This is a genomic window from Deinococcus psychrotolerans (assembly GCF_003860465.1).
In the GTDB taxonomy this organism is placed as follows: domain Bacteria; phylum Deinococcota; class Deinococci; order Deinococcales; family Deinococcaceae; genus Deinococcus; species Deinococcus psychrotolerans.
In genome coordinates this window covers 1,744,781-1,758,957 of sequence record NZ_CP034183.1, presented here as the reverse complement: position 1 = coordinate 1,758,957, position 14,177 = coordinate 1,744,781, and the positions used below count along the sequence as shown (strand labels likewise).

Sequence of the window (14,177 nt, the reverse complement as noted above, 5' to 3'; positions counted from 1 at the left end):
AGGCGCGTCCTGGGCGTTATTCCCGCCCAAAGAAGGAAGACATATGCAGCAGCTCAAGCAAAAATACAATGACGAAGTGCGCCCCGCGCTCGTTCAGCAGTTTGGTTACAGCTCGGTGATGGCCGCGCCACGCATCGAAAAGATCGTGGTCAACGAGGGTCTGGGTTCCGCCAAGGAAGACAGCAAGGCGATTGACAAGGCCGCCAAAGAACTCGGCCTGATCACTCTGCAAAAGCCGATCATCACCAAGGCCAAGAAGAGCATCTCGAACTTCAAGCTGCGTCAGGGCATGCCAGTCGGCATCAAAGTGACGTTGCGCGGCGACCGGATGTACGTCTTTTTGGAAAAGCTGGTCAACATCGGCTTGCCGCGTATCCGCGATTTCCGTGGCGTCAACCCCAACTCCTTTGATGGACGTGGTAACTACAACCTCGGCATCAAAGAGCAGCTGATCTTCCCTGAGATCACCTACGAGATGGTCGACAAGACGCGCGGCATGGACATCACCATCGTGACCACCGCCAAGAACGACGAAGAGGGCCGGGCACTGCTCGCGGGCATGGGCCTTCCTTTCCGCAAGTAACTGCGTTATAATTTCGAGTTGCGCGTGACGTCAAAAGCGTTTCACGCGCATGCTTGTTGAAGCTACCGTATTCAAAATGCGGTGACCAAGCAAGCCAAGGAGAAGGAAGCATGGCGAAAACGAGTAAAATCGTCAAGCAGAAGCAGCGCGAGAAAGTCGTGGCCAAGTACGCTGAACAGCGTCACGCCATGAAAGAAGCGGGCGACTACTACGGCCTTTCGCAACTCCCCCGCGACGCCAGCCCCACCCGGCTGCACAACCGTTGCGAGTTCACGGGTCGTCCCCGTGGTTTCATCCGCTTTTTTGGCGTCAGCCGCATCGTGCTGCGCGAAATGGCCAGCCGTGGGGAACTCCCCGGTGTCCGCAAAGCGAGCTGGTAAACACCTTTCTTGGATACGAACCGCAACTTTTTTGCGGTGATCGTCTGAGTAAGCGTCGATTCCCAAGAAGAGAATGCCGCCAAATCTTTTTTTAGGCGGTTCTCAGTGGGTCAAATCTTGCAGGGAGCCAACACTGGCTCTTTGCCGAAGTCCGGGGAACAATTTACTTTTGTTCTCGGAGGAATAATGCTGAGTGATCCCATCGCCGATATGCTCACGCGCATTCGCAACGCGACGCGCACCTACAAAGAAACCGTGGATGTTCCGGCTTCTAAATTCAAAGAGCAACTCGCTCAACTGCTGGTCAAAGAAGGCTTCGTGGCGTCCGCCGAGCGCGTGCGCGACGAGGGCATGAAATTTGACGTGCTGCGCCTGACGCTGCGCTACGGCAACAAAAGAGAGCAAGTCATCAAGCACATCGAGCGCATCAGCCGTCCGGGCCGCCGCGCTTATGTCAGCCACGACAACCTGCCCCGCATCCAGCGCGGTCTGGGCGTGGCTATCGTGTCGACCAGCAAAGGTTTGCTGGCTGACCGTGACGCACGCAAAGAGGGCGTGGGCGGCGAAGTCGTCTGCGTCCTCTGGTAAGGAGGCGCTATGTCCCGAATCGGTAAACAACCCATTGCTGTGCCGAGTGGCGTAACCGCCAGCATCGTTGACGGCGTATTCAAGACCAAAGGCCCCAAAGGCGAACTGACCGTTCCCTTTAACACCGCCTTGACCGTCAAGCAGGAAGGCGACCAGATCGTGGTTACCCGCCCCGATGACCGCCAAGACCACCGCTCCTTGCACGGCCTGACCCGCACCTTGGTCGCGAACGCCGTCAAGGGTGTCTCGGACGGCTTCACCATTAACTTAGAGCTGCGCGGCGTCGGCTACCGTGCCAAGCTGACCGGCAAGAACCTCGAAATGTCGGTGGGCTACAGCCACCCCGTCATCATCGAGCCGCCAGTGGGCGTCACCTTCACAGTGCCGGAACCCACCAAAATCGACGTGTCGGGCATCGACAAGCAGCTCGTCGGTCAAGTCGCCGCCAACGTTCGCAAAGCCCGCAAGCCCGACGCCTATCACGGCAAGGGTGTGCGCTTCCTCGGTCAAAAAATTGCCCTCAAGGCCGGTAAAGCCGGTGCGACGGGCGGGAAGGGTAAGAAATGAGTACTGCCAACCAGACCAATACGCGCCGCAAGCTGCGTAACCGCAGTAAAGTTCGCGCCGCCGCCGCGCCGGAGCGCCCCCGCTTGAGCGTTTACCGCTCGAGCAAGTACATCTACGCCCAACTGATTGACGACGTCACCGGCACCACCATCGCGCAGGCCGGAGGCAAGGCAGTCAAGGAAGGCAACAAAACCGAGTCTGCCGCCGCTGTCGGCAAGGCACTGGCCGCCGCCGCCACCGAAAAGGGCGTCAAGGCGGTTGTGTTTGACCGTGGTCAGTACCGCTACCACGGACGCGTGAAGGCGCTCGCAGATGCGGCGCGGGAGGGTGGCCTTGACTTTTAACCGACGAAACGACCGCAACAACAGCGAGAACAGCGAGTTCGAAGAAAAGCTGATCAACGTCAACCGCACCGCCAAGACCTATCAAGGTGGACGGCGCTTCCGTTTCGCTGCGCTCGTCATCTTGGGTGACCGAAATGGCCGCGTCGGCATGGGCATTGGCAAAGCCAAAGAAGTGCCGGTTGCTATTGAGAAAGCCAAATCGGTGGCCCGCAAGAACATGATCACCGTGCCGGTCGAAAACGGCACCATTCCCCACGAGATCGTGGGCGTGTCGACCAGCAGCCGTGTGCTGCTCAAGCCCGCCAGCGCGGGTACTGGCGTGATCGCGGGCACCGTGCCGCGTAGCATTGCTGAGTTGGCCGGCATCACCAACCTGCTGAGCAAAGAAATCGGCAGCCGCAACCAAATCAACGTGGCCTACGCCGTGTTCGACGGCTTCAAGAACCTGCGGACGGCCAAGCAAGTGCGTGCCCTGCGCGGCGTCGATACGAGCCGCAGCACCGAACAGAGTCCCAAAGAACAGAGTCCCGCTGCTCAGTCCGCCACGACGCAGGCTGGCGAGGCGGAGGCTGGAGGGAGCTTGTGAGCGATTCTACCACCATCAAAATTACCCTCAGGCGCAGCGTAATCGGGCGTCCTCAGTCGCAAGTGGACACCGTCCGTGCGCTGGGCCTGCGCAAAATTGGCGACAGCCGTGAAGTCTCCAACGCGCCCGCCATTCGCGGCATGGTCAGAACCGTGCAGCATCTGCTGGAAGTGGAATCATGAAACTGAGTGACCTGTTCCCCACGCCCGGTTCGCGCAAAACCCGTAAACGGGTTGGACGCGGCCCCGGCGGCACCGATAAGACCGCCGGACGCGGTCACAAAGGCCAGAAATCGCGCTCCGGCGCGGGCAAAGGCCAGTTCTTCGAAGGTGGTCGCTCGACCCTGATCAGCCGCCTGCCCAAGCGCGGCTTTAACAACGTCGGTACCACGTACGAAGTCGTCAACCTTGCCCAGCTCGACCGCTTGGAAGGTGACAGCTTTGACCGTGCTGGCTTGGAAGCTGCCGGACTGGTTCGCCGGAAAGGCAACCCGGTCAAGCTGCTGGCACGCGGCACGGTCAGCCGGGCGCTGACCCTGCACGTGGACGCCGCCAGCGAGAGCGCCGTCAAGGCCATTGAGGCGGCGGGCGGCACAGTCGTTTTGCCTGCCCCCAAAGCCCCTGACGCTGCCGAGCAGAAGACCCGCTAATGCTGAAAGCCTTCCGCGACGCCTTCCGTATTCCGGATTTGCAGCGGAAGATCGTCTTTACGCTGCTGCTGTTGGCGGTTTACCGTCTCGGCAACGCTATCCCCACGCCGGGCGTCAATGTCGCCAACCTCTCGCAGACTTCAAATCCTTTGCTGGGCCTGATCGGGATGATTTCTGGCGGCAACCTCTCGCAGTTCTCCATCTTTGCGCTGGGGGTGCTGCCGTACATCACGGCCAGCATCGTGATTCAGCTGCTGACCACCACATTGCCGGCCCTCGAAAAGCTCTCTAAAGAAGGCGAAGAGGGCCGCAAGAAGATCAACCAGTACACCCGCTACGCCGCGATTGCTCTGGGTGCAGTGCAGGCCACCGTGTTTTCACTGTTTGTCAGCAGCAACGCGGCCAATATCGCGGTGGGCTGGACGCCAGGACTGTTTACTCTGTTGGTGATGATCTTGACCCAAGTGGCGGGCGTCGCCTTTGCCATGTGGATTGGCGAGCGCATCACCGAAGTCGGCATCGGCAACGGCATCAGCCTCATCATCACGCTCGGCATTATTGCCCGCTATCCCACCGAGATCGGTGCGACGGCGACGCTGTTCAGAGAGGGCAACCTCGGCATTCTGAGTATCGTGGCGTTTTTGGCGATCATCATCGTGGTGGTCGTGGGCATTGTCTACGTTTACCAAGCTGAGCGGCGGGTGCCAGTGCAGTACGCCCGCGCCCGTGGCGGTACGCCCAGCTCTTCGGGGCGCAATTACAGCGGGCAGGCCACCTATTTGCCGATCAAGCTCAACCAGGCGGGCGTCATTCCGGTGATTTTCGCTTCGGCCATGCTGATTTTGCCAAACTTGATTGAGCAGGCCACCGTCAAACGTGCGCCTGCGATATCGACCTTTATTCAGCAGTACCTGGCGGCGGGCAGCGTCTGGTACACCGGTATTGAAGTGCTGCTGATTATCGGCTTTACCTTCCTCTACAACAGCGTGCAATTTGACCCCAAGCGGATTGCCGAGCAACTGCGTGAGGCAGGCGGCTTTATTCCCGGTGTGCGGCCCGGCACGCCTACCGCTGGCTTTTTGGGCAACATCAGCATGCGGATTTCGCTGTGGGGCGCTCTCTTCTTGGCGATTTTGGTGGTGGTGCCGCAATTGGTGCAGCGCTGGACTGGCGTGACCACCTTTCAGTTTTCCGGCACTGGCCTACTCATCATCGTGGGTGTGGCGCTCGAAACCCTCAAGCAGCTCGAAGCCCAACTCACCGTGCGCCGCTACGACGGTTTTATCAGCAAGGGCCGCATTCGCGGACGCCTCTGAGCGGCAGTTCTCCTTTTCCAAGTTAGACCTTTTTAAGGCGCACCTCATCGTGCGCCTTATTCTGTTGGAGAAATTAGGCCGCCTTGAAAAATGCAGCGAAGCAGGCACCGTCCCGAAGCGGAAGAAAGGACAAGAATGACCCAAAATAAAACGGTTCAGATTGACATTTCCGGCAAACCATCGCAAGATCAGCACCAAGTGGTGATTTTCCTTGGCCCGCCCGGCGCAGGAAAAGGCACTCAGGCTGAGCGTCTGGCCTTTGATAAGCAGCTCATCAAAATCAGTACCGGCGATATTCTGCGCGACCATGTGGAGCGCGGCACCGAATTGGGCCTGCAAGCCGCGCCAATTATGAAAGCCGGTCAATTGGTGCCGGATCATTTGTTGATTGCCCTGATTCGTGACCGCCTCGCCAGTATGGACAGTGTACGGGTGATTTTCGACGGCTTCCCGCGCACCACTGCTCAGGCCGAGGCACTGGACGGTCTGCTGGATGAACTCGGCGCACCGATCAGCGCAGTGCCGCTGCTTGAAGTTCCCGAAGAACTGCTGATTGCCCGTATCTTGGAGCGCGGTAAGACCTCAGAGCGTAACGACGATGAGGAGGTGGTGGCCCGCGAACGCCAAAATGTCTACCGCACGCAGACCCAACCGCTGATCGATTATTACTCCGCAAGAGGCCAGCTCAAGACCATCAACGGCGTCGGCAGCATGGACGAGGTTTACCAGCGCTTGCAAAACGCGATCGGCTAAAGAAACCGAGTAGGCAAGCCAGCGGGCCACCCCCTTTAAGGAAGTGGCCCGCTGGCTTGCCTGCTTAGTTGCTCAAAATCTGAGCTTACTGGCGGTCTTTCAACTCCACATAATGCTGATCGGTGGCTCCGGTGTAGACGGCGTCAGGGCGCAGCAAACGGTTGTCGCGGGTGTATTCGATCACCGAGGCGCACCAGCCGCTGACACGGGCCAGCGCAAAAATGGTGGTGAAAAACTCTTTGCTGATGCCCAAGTCGGAATAGACCGTGCCGCTGTAAAAGTCCACATTCGGATAAATACCACGCGAACCCATTCGGTCGACCACGATTTTCTCGATGGTCTCCAAGATCTGGTAATAATTGCTCTTGCCTTCTTTGTTGGCGACGTGTTCGGCGTAGTCGCGCAGCACGCGCGAACGCGGATCGAAGTTTTTGTAGACGCGGTGGCCCACGCCCATGATCTTTTCTTTGTTGTCCAGCTTTTTGGTGATGTAGTCGGCGGCTTTGTCGGGCGTGCCGACCTCGTCGAGCATGTCCATCACGGCTTCGTTGGCTCCGCCGTGCAGCGGCCCCTTGAGTGCGCCGATGGCTGACACCACACAGGAATACATATCGCTCAGCGTGCTGGAAGTCGCAATGGCCGTGAAAGTGCTGGCGTTCATGCCGTGATCGGCGTGCAGCACCAGTGCGATATCAAAGAGCTTGGCCTGCTCGGCGCTTGGCTCTTTGCCGCTGAGCATGTAAAGGAAGTTGGCAGCGTGGGTGAGATCGGCGCGGGGGGCCACGATGTCTTGGCGGTTATGCACGCGGGCAATCGCGGCGCTGACGGTGGAAAACTGAGCGATGAGCCGGACGCTGATAGCGTAGCGGGCCGCTTCACTGGTGTCTTCGGACTGCGCGTCATACAGGCCCAGCGCACTGATGGCGGTGCGCAGCATCTGCATCGGGTTGGCCGCCGGCGGGAAGCTCGAAATTTCTTTGATCAGCTCGGCGGGAATTTCGCGGTTGGCCCGCAGCTCGGCGTCAAACTTGGCCAGTTCGGCGGCGCTCGGCAACTTGGCGTGCAGCAGCGCAAAACTGAGCTCTTCGAACGTGCTGTTCTCGGCCCACTCCTGAATGGGAATGCCGAGGTGGGTGAGAATGCCTTGCGCTCCGTCAATGAAGGTGAGTTTACTTTCAGTAAACAGCACGCCCTCTAAACCTTTGGCGATTTCAGTCATGTTGGAGTCAGTCTACCACTCTCCTCACCGCGCCCCGTCTTTGCTTTTTGTTACGAAGGCAGGAACGTGCCGGGGCAGGTGTATTTACTCACCGCCTCAGTCTTCCAAGAAGGCCGCTTTGACGAGGCTGAGCAGCTCCGGCGTGCCGTACTTCTGTACCAGGGCGAAGCTGCTGGGGTGCTCGGCGGCGGCGGCTTCCACATCGTCGAACATCCGGTCAAACAGTTCCTCGGGCATGTTCATGGCCGGGGTCAGGCGCATGGTACGGGCAGCGTTCAGCGAGAAATTGAGCAGCACGCCGGAGCGGTAAAACGCCACCAGCGCCAGCATGCCAGTCACTTCGGCAATCAGCTCGCCTTGCAGTTTGAAAGGCAACTTGGCGACAGGGTGGAAGTTCATGGCAAACAGCATTCCCGCGCCGCGCACTTCTTCGATCAGGGCCGGATGCTGGCGCTGCACAGCTTTGAGGCGGGTCAGGCCGCGTTCGCCCAGCCGCCGTGAGCGGGCCGGATAATCGTTGTCGAGCAAAATCTCCAAGCTCTTGAGGCCCACCGCCATCGCCAGCGAGTTGCCGCCGAAGGTGTTGGAGTGGCGCTTGATGGTTTCCACACTGCCCAGCAGCGGCTTGTAGATCTCGTGGCGCACGATGGTCGCGCCCACCGGCAGCATCCCGCCGCCCAGCGGCTTGGCCAGCGTCAGGATGTCGGGGATCAATCCCTGCGCCACGCTTTCAAACCAGTGCCCGCTGCGGCCCAGTCCGGTTTGGATTTCGTCGGCGATCACGATCACGCCTTTGGTGCGGCAAACTTCGCCCACCCGCTTGAGAAACCCCGGCGGCGGAATCCGGACGCCCGCCTCGCCCAGAATCGGTTCCAGCAGCACCGCAATCACCTGATCGCCCACCCGTTTGATCGCCCGCTCGACGGCCTCGGCGTCGCCGTAGGGCAAGGTGATGACTGCCGGATTGAGGATATTTTTGAACGGCCCCTGCAAATTGGGATTGGGCGTGACCGCTAGCGCTCCCAGCGTTTTGCCGTGATAAGCGCGGGTAAAGTTAATCAGGTACTTGGCCTTGGGGCGGGCCGCTTGGGCAAATTTGATGGCCGCTTCGACCGCTTCGGTGCCGCTGTTGGAAAAAAACACGCGGGAGTCGTGGTGATCGCCGCTTTCACGGGCCAGCAGCCGCACCAAGTTGGTTTCCAGCGCCGCCCGCCAGGTGGTGATCGACTGCTGGCCGAACATGACTTGATCGGTTTGCTCCAGAACCTGGCGCAAAAACAAGTTGAGTTCCGGCGGGTTGTCGCCAAATGGCAAGGCGGCGTAGCCCGAAGCGTTGATGACCGTCTGCCCGGCGCGGTCTTCCAGTTCCCAGGGCGACTTGACTTTGAAGGGGCCGCCAGTGCCGACCACTTCCAGCAGCCGAATCAGCTTGCCGTGACCGTATTTTTTCTCTAAGTAGACCGTTTGTGCGTCCGAGAGCTTGCCGCTCAGCACATCGTCGGCGCGGATAAAGTCGTGGGTGGAAGTCATACCCGCCATTCTAGAGCGGCAGGTGAGCGGCAGACGGCTTCATTTGCCCTTCTTGAGTGTCTTCTCGCTTTCCAGCAGGCGCTTGAGGGCCGCTTCGCTGCGGGTCAGTCCCTCGAACGCAGGCGTCTTGAGGGTGCGCGGCTCGTAGTCGTCCAGCACTTTTCCGGCGAGGTAGCGGTCAAAGATGACCGGGCAAATGTAACTGCCGCGCGTCACGGCGGGCGTGTTGCCGAGGTCGGCGGCCACGTATTTGACGCATTCGACTAGCGTTTTCTGAGCAGCCCTTTCGCTTTCCGGGGTGCCTGCTTCGGCCAGAAATTCGGCGGCCAGCAGCGTGCCGCCCCAGGTGCGGAAATCCTTGGCGGTAAACGGGCCGATCACGTCATGGAGGTAAGCGTTGAGGTCGCTTGAGCGCACCCGGCGGCGTGTATCCTCATCCACACTCTGAAACAGCCACGGCCCCGGCAAGTCGAGCAGCTTTTGGAGGTTGGCGGCCAGCGTCTTGTCGACGGTTTGTTTGTGCTGCCAGATCGAATGCTTGCCCTTGAAGTCAAAGGAAATGGTATTGCCTTCCACCTTGACGTGGCGCTGGCGCAGGGTGGAGAGGCCGTAGGTTTTGTGGGCGCGGGCGTAGATGTCGCTGCCGACCCGGAAGCGGGCGACGTGCAACAAACGGGTCATCAGCGCCAGCACTTTGCGGCGGGGCAGACCACCCTTTGCGTCTGCCGCGAGGCGCAAATCGGTGGCCGTGACAGTGCGGAGGTTGGGCAGGGCCGTGGCGAAACGGGTCAGTCGCTGCCACTTTTTGATGGCTCCGGCCTGAACGAAGTCGGTGTGGTAGCGGTACTGCAACCGTCCGGCGGCGTCGCGGCCAAAAGCCTGCACCTCAGCGTCGGGGTCTGGACTGACAAACACGCCTTGATAAGCAGGCGGCACCGCGAGGGCCGAGATCCGCTCGATCCCCGCTTGGTCTTCGTAAGGCGTGCTGTCCGGCCAGAAATACTGGAACTCACCCGCTTTCTGGCCCTCACGGCGCAGGTACTCGTCTTGCAAGAGGTCGGTGCGGGACGGCATCAATCGCCCGCCTGCATCGGCAGTTGCCAGTCAATGCTGCCGCGCCCCGCCGCTTCAAGGGCCGCATTGACCTGACTAAAGGGCTTGGTGCCCATAAATTTGGTGACGCTCAGCGGCGAGGGGTGGGCCGATTCCAGAATGACGTGCTGCTCTCCGGTAATCAGCTTGGCTTTCTTGCGGGCGTACGCGCCCCAGAGCACGAACACCACCCGCTCCGGCTTGGCATTCACCGCTTTGATCACGGCGTCGGTCAGCGCTTCCCAGCCTTTCCCGGCGTGGCTGTTGGGCTCGGCCTGGCGCACCGTCAGCACGGCGTTGAGCAGCAGCACGCCCTGAGCGGCCCAGGTTCGCAAATCGCCGTGTTTGGGAATCTGAAAGCCGACATCGTCGCGCAGTTCTTTGTAGATGTTGACCAAGCTCGGCGGCACCCGCACGCCCGGACGCACGCTGAACGCCAGTCCCTGAGCTTGCCCCGCGCCGTGGTAGGGATCTTGGCCCAGAATCAGCACCCTGACCTCATCGAGTGGGGTGAGTTGTAGGGCTGTGAACACGTCTTCCGGTGGCGGAAAAACTGGGCCAGCCGCCCGCTGAGCATCCACAAACTGCATCAGGGCGTGAAAATACGGCTTGGCAAATTCGTCTCGCAGCGCTGCCTGCCAGGATTCAGGCAAAGCGGGCAGATCGGCCGCAACTTCGGGGGCCGCGCCGAATAGGGAGGCTTGAGCGTCAGGCATGGCGAAATTAGAGCGCAGGCCGCGCCGGGTGATTGTCTGAATTGATGAAGGGGGTGAAGATAAGAAAAGATGAGGCCGCGCCTCACCTACTCAGCTCCGTAGGCTCAATCTCACACGCCCCATCTCACACGCTCAGCAAGCCGAGTTGCACACTTCTGGTCACGGCGGCGGCGCGGCTCTGCACCCCCAATTTGGAATACAGCGCCTGCGCGTGAAACTTGATGGTGTGTTCGCTGACACCGAGCTGTTTGGCGGCGCGTTTGTTGCTCAGGCCCGCCGCGAGGAGTTCCAAGACCTCGTGCTCGCGGGGCGTCAGGTGGACATTGCCGAGCAGGTCGGGCAGGGAATCAGGATCGCTGGTATCTGAAAAACTGGTATCCGCAAAAGCAGTGCTTGACAGTTCAGTATCCAGTTGCAACAACTCGGCCTGCTCAGTGGGGAGAGCTGCCAAGCCTGCGGCCGCCGCCAGCACACCCGCCACCACTTCCATTGGCCCCGCGTCGGGCGGCAGGGCGGCCCAGCCGGAGAGGGCCAGATCAGCCAAAGCGCCCACCCACACCGGACTGCCCAGCGCCACCACGCCGCCCACGAAGTCGCGCAGCGTGCCCAAGTCACTCAAAGCATTGTCGTCAAGCAGCAGCACATCGGCTTCCTCAGCACTTTTGACGACAGTCAGGCCCGCTTCCAGCAAAAAGGCGCGAACCCACGCCGCCGCAGCGGGAGAGCGCAAGCCAATGAAAATGTGGAGGTCAGAGAGCAGGTCACTCAACACCGATCAAGCCTCGCATGGATGGTGCGCGGCGTGTGAAAAAGGTGGAGGAGAGCAGTCCAGTTTTGAGATCGTTCCTCCACTCCCGTTTTTTCGGTTCTCACAAGCCACACGCTCCTTCTACCTTTCTCCCAGCGTCACGGTGACGGCTTGCTCCGAGCCGCCGCGCAGCAAGCCGAGCGTCAGGTGTTCGCCCGCGTGGCCGCGCACTGCTTCCAGCAGTTGGCCGGGGTGACGGATGGGTGTATTGGCAATGCTCAGCAGCACGTCACCGAGAAGGATCCCGGCGCTTTGGGCGGGGCTGCCGTCTTCGATCTGCACCACCGTCAGGCCGATTTTTCCGCGCCGAGGATCAGCGCCGCGTCCGGCCCAGCCCTCACGGTTCCAGCCGCCACGTGGGCCGCTCCAATCGCCCTCACCCCAGCTGCCGCGACCACGTGGGCCAAACTCGCCGCGCTGTGGGCCGCCGCGTCCGCCCCGTTCCTGTGGGCCATGTCCACGCGGGCCACTTTGGTGGGGCTGGGCTTGATTTTGGGTTTGTTCTCCGTCAGCGTCGGGTACGTTGTGCGGGGCGTCGCTGGGGAAGTGAACCGGCTGGGTGCCGATCCCCAAGTAGCCACGCGGTACCCGGCCATCGCGGGAGAGCAGGCCCGCGATTTTCAGCGCCCGCTCGGCAGGTACGGCCAGCAGCTCGCCGCGTGACATCCCGGCATTGGCCACGCCGATCAGGCCCCCGCGTGCATCAAAGACGCCGCCGCCCGACACGCCTCTAAAGGGTGCCGCTCCGGTGGGCATCAGGCCGCGCTGGGGGAGAGACGCGCCCATAAAACCGAGGGCCGCTTGAAGACCCCGAGGGGTGCGGCCCACCACGCTGAGCAGTTCACCGACTTGTGCGCCCTGACTGGCGCTGACGGCGGGAAGGCCGAGATTCCCGGCCCGCAGCAGCGCCAGATCGCTGGCGGGGTCGCGGCCCACCACCTGAGCGCTGAGCTCGCGGCCATCCGGCAAGCGCACCTGCACTTCGTCGCCGTGCAGGACGTGCGCCACCGTCAGGATTTCATCTGGGCCGGTCACGACGCCGCTGATGCTGCGGGCGGCCAAGACGGTGACCACCGATTGAGAAGTTTGAGCAACGGCGCTGGAAAGCGCTTCAGACAGATCGGAAAACGTGTTGTTTTCGGGGGGAGTGTTCCTTGTCATGCGACTATCTTGCGCCGCTGCCCGCCATTTGACTTCCGCCGAATGGCCAGCTAGCCGTTTGGGGAGGGAATGGGGGCGTGAACACTGCAGGCACGAACACAGACGCCCCACTTCCTCAACCACCATCGCAATTCAGAGAGACATTTGTCAGACCGAACTTGCTAAATTATGAGAAATGCCTCAAGAGATGCTGAACATTCTGACCTTGCCGCTGCTGTTTTCAACTCTTGCTGGGCTGTGGATTTACCGCCACCGCCCTGAGCAGCGTCCTCAACTACTGCTGAGTTTGTGTTCGCTGTTTGTGGTGTCGGCTTACGGCTATTCGCAGCAGCCTGATCCAACGCTGTTCGGGTTGCTGCTGACGTTTATGGTGATGCTCAGCAGCTTGTTGCTGCACCACTGGGACGTGTTGCTGCTTCCCGTCAAGCGCCAATAAACAACCCGCGCCGAGTTCCCTGTGCGTCAATACCCCACCCCTGACAGTTGTCGGAGGTGGGGTATTGATCAATAGTATTTTGGGGCACTCTTCGGCTTTGAGTCGATGTCCCTGATTGTATAAATTATTAACAATCAATGAGACGTACAAGCCAACAATCTCCTCAACGCGCTTGCCGTGAGAGGTCGTGAGAGATGAGAGCCAGTCCTTTCAAGGAAATGCTGCATGTCTACGGCGCGTGGTCATTCGTTTTTGAGGAGGAGCACTATGAAAAAAGCAGGGCGGCAAGGACTGATCTTCAGCTCCCTTTCTCCTTTGTTGGGGACTGGCCCAAACCTCGGTCAGCTGCTCCGATCCAAGGAGCAAGCGGAAGCGGATTGCGCTCGTCCTTCAACTCCCAATTGACGCAAACCTTGCGCTGACGGGTATCCAGAATCTGACGAACGGAGCGCTTTTCACCACCTGGCTCCCGAGCCCGTCGTACTCGCGGCCCACTCCCCGCGCCTTTCCGGTGCGGCTCTCTCTACAGGAGTTGTTATGAGGCAACGTTTCACGCCGCTCACTTGGCTTGTCGCCACGCTGACCGTGCTGCTGGGCACTGTGCTGGCACAAACGCAAAACGCCCCAGTCGAGGCCGCCAAGCTCTCGCTGAGCAGCGGTCAGTTCGGCTTGGTGTATCAGATATTTTCAATCACCATCGCCACCATGGGCGCAGGCTTCATTTTCTTCGTAATGGCCCAGCAAAATCTGTCGCCCAAGTACCGCCCGGCGATGGTGGTCTCGGCGCTGGTGGTGGCCGTGGCCTGCTACCACTACTTCCGAATCTTCAACTCTTGGAACGAGTCCTATGCCCTGAACGCCGGAGCCTACGTCGCTACGGCTGTTCCCTTCAACGACGCTTACCGCTACGCCGACTGGATTCTGACAGTGCCGCTGCTGCTGGTCGAAACCGTGGCGGTGCTGGCCCTCGCCAGCAATATCGCTTCGGGCATGATTTGGCGCTTGGCGGTGGCCGCCTTCGTGATGATCGCCACGGGCTATCCCGGTGAAATCTCCGGCGACACCACGACACGCCTGATCTGGGGAACCATCAGCACCATTCCGTTTATCTATATCGTCTACACGCTGTTTGTCGAATTGGGCAAGTCTCTGGATCGCCAGCCGCCACGGGTGCAGGTGCTGACCCGCAATCTGCGGCTGCTGCTGTTCGCTTCCTGGGGCTTTTACCCGATCGCTTACCTGTTGCCCGTCATTCTGGGCGGCGGCAGCTTGAGTGCCAACGGAGTCGTTGGGCTTCAAGTGGGCTACAGCATCGCGGATATTCTCGCCAAAGTCGGCTTCGGCACCCTGATTTACTTTATTGCGCTGGAAAAGACTGCCCATGACCGCAGTGTGGGCGTCCCGGAAAACAGCACCAGCCCGGCGGCCACTGAACGCCCCACCTAATCC

General features: G+C 60.4%; 18 protein-coding genes. 12 read left to right on the top strand and 6 right to left on the bottom strand.

The annotated features are described in order from the left end of the window. The first annotated feature begins 43 nt into the window (after positions 1–43). From rplE to EHF33_RS08575, 10 genes are all read left to right on the top strand, one after another. On the top strand, positions 44–583 hold the full coding sequence (rplE, locus tag EHF33_RS08620) for a 50S ribosomal protein L5 (protein ID WP_124870110.1): 540 nt from the start codon (positions 44–46) through the stop codon (positions 581–583). 110 nt (positions 584–693) lie between these two features. Then, the gene (gene rpsN, locus EHF33_RS08615) at positions 694–963 is read left to right on the top strand and encodes a 30S ribosomal protein S14 (protein ID WP_124870107.1); all 270 of its coding nucleotides are present in this window, start codon (positions 694–696) and stop codon (positions 961–963) included. Between the two features lie 186 nt (positions 964–1,149). After that, on the top strand, positions 1,150–1,551 hold the full coding sequence (gene rpsH / locus EHF33_RS08610) for a 30S ribosomal protein S8 (RefSeq protein WP_124870103.1): 402 nt from the start codon (positions 1,150–1,152) through the stop codon (positions 1,549–1,551). Positions 1,552–1,560: 9 nt separating this feature from the next. After that, positions 1,561–2,118 carry a 50S ribosomal protein L6 gene (gene rplF / locus EHF33_RS08605; protein ID WP_124870100.1) on the top strand — a complete coding sequence of 186 codons (558 nt, stop codon included), beginning with the start codon at positions 1,561–1,563 and terminating at the stop codon, positions 2,116–2,118. Then, positions 2,115–2,462: a 50S ribosomal protein L18 gene (rplR, locus tag EHF33_RS08600; RefSeq protein WP_124870097.1), complete on the top strand. Its 348-nt coding sequence runs from the start codon at positions 2,115–2,117 to the stop codon at positions 2,460–2,462. Before rplF ends, rplR begins: the two co-directional genes overlap by 4 nt. Then, positions 2,452–3,048, top strand: coding sequence for a 30S ribosomal protein S5 (rpsE, locus tag EHF33_RS08595; protein ID WP_241191105.1), 597 nt, complete (start codon positions 2,452–2,454; stop codon positions 3,046–3,048). Before rplR ends, rpsE begins: the two co-directional genes overlap by 11 nt. Positions 3,049–3,062: 14 nt before the next feature. Next, positions 3,063–3,230, top strand: coding sequence for a 50S ribosomal protein L30 (gene rpmD, locus EHF33_RS08590; RefSeq protein WP_124873004.1), 168 nt, complete (start codon positions 3,063–3,065; stop codon positions 3,228–3,230). Then, complete coding sequence (rplO, locus tag EHF33_RS08585) at positions 3,227–3,697, top strand: 50S ribosomal protein L15 (protein WP_124870091.1); 471 nt, start codon at positions 3,227–3,229, stop codon at positions 3,695–3,697. The genes rpmD and rplO overlap by 4 nt, the downstream gene beginning before the upstream one ends. Beyond that, positions 3,697–5,013, top strand: coding sequence for a preprotein translocase subunit SecY (gene secY, locus EHF33_RS08580; RefSeq protein WP_124870089.1), 1,317 nt, complete (start codon positions 3,697–3,699; stop codon positions 5,011–5,013). The genes rplO and secY overlap by 1 nt, the downstream gene beginning before the upstream one ends. A gap of 135 nt (positions 5,014–5,148) precedes the next feature. Then, complete coding sequence (locus tag EHF33_RS08575; protein ID WP_124870087.1) at positions 5,149–5,766, top strand: adenylate kinase; 618 nt, start codon at positions 5,149–5,151, stop codon at positions 5,764–5,766. Between the two features lie 85 nt (positions 5,767–5,851). On the opposite strand, the gene EHF33_RS08570 is transcribed toward EHF33_RS08575, so the two are convergent. The 6 genes from EHF33_RS08570 to EHF33_RS08545 all read right to left on the bottom strand — a co-directional run bounded on the left by EHF33_RS08570 (position 5,852) and on the right by EHF33_RS08545 (position 12,292). Continuing rightward, positions 5,852–6,985 carry a citrate/2-methylcitrate synthase gene (locus EHF33_RS08570; protein ID WP_124870084.1) on the bottom strand — a complete coding sequence of 378 codons (1,134 nt, stop codon included), beginning with the start codon at positions 6,983–6,985 and terminating at the stop codon, positions 5,852–5,854. A gap of 96 nt (positions 6,986–7,081) precedes the next feature. Next, positions 7,082–8,515 (bottom strand): class-III pyridoxal-phosphate-dependent aminotransferase, encoded by a 1,434-nt coding sequence (locus EHF33_RS08565; protein ID WP_124870080.1) that lies wholly within the window; start codon positions 8,513–8,515, stop codon positions 7,082–7,084. 39 nt (positions 8,516–8,554) lie between these two features. Then, positions 8,555–9,589, bottom strand: a complete 1,035-nt coding sequence (locus EHF33_RS08560) for a DNA topoisomerase IB (protein ID WP_124870077.1) — start codon at positions 9,587–9,589, stop codon at positions 8,555–8,557. Then, on the bottom strand, positions 9,589–10,323 hold the full coding sequence (gene ung / locus EHF33_RS08555; RefSeq protein WP_124870074.1) for a uracil-DNA glycosylase: 735 nt from the start codon (positions 10,321–10,323) through the stop codon (positions 9,589–9,591). The genes EHF33_RS08560 and ung overlap by 1 nt, the downstream gene beginning before the upstream one ends. A 124-nt stretch (positions 10,324–10,447) precedes the next feature. Then, positions 10,448–11,053: a helix-turn-helix transcriptional regulator gene (locus tag EHF33_RS08550; RefSeq protein ID WP_241191104.1), complete on the bottom strand. Its 606-nt coding sequence runs from the start codon at positions 11,051–11,053 to the stop codon at positions 10,448–10,450. A 159-nt stretch (positions 11,054–11,212) separates the two neighbouring features. Continuing rightward, positions 11,213–12,292, bottom strand: a complete 1,080-nt coding sequence (locus tag EHF33_RS08545) for a S1C family serine protease (protein ID WP_124870070.1) — start codon at positions 12,290–12,292, stop codon at positions 11,213–11,215. A gap of 175 nt (positions 12,293–12,467) precedes the next feature. Here EHF33_RS08545 and EHF33_RS08540 point away from each other — a divergent pair, with 175 nt between their 5' ends. Beyond that, positions 12,468–12,728 carry a hypothetical protein gene (locus EHF33_RS08540; RefSeq protein WP_124870067.1) on the top strand — a complete coding sequence of 87 codons (261 nt, stop codon included), beginning with the start codon at positions 12,468–12,470 and terminating at the stop codon, positions 12,726–12,728. Positions 12,729–13,265: 537 nt separating this feature from the next. Then, positions 13,266–14,174, top strand: coding sequence for a bacteriorhodopsin-like (locus EHF33_RS08535; protein WP_124870064.1), 909 nt, complete (start codon positions 13,266–13,268; stop codon positions 14,172–14,174). Positions 14,175–14,177: the final 3 nt, after the last annotated feature.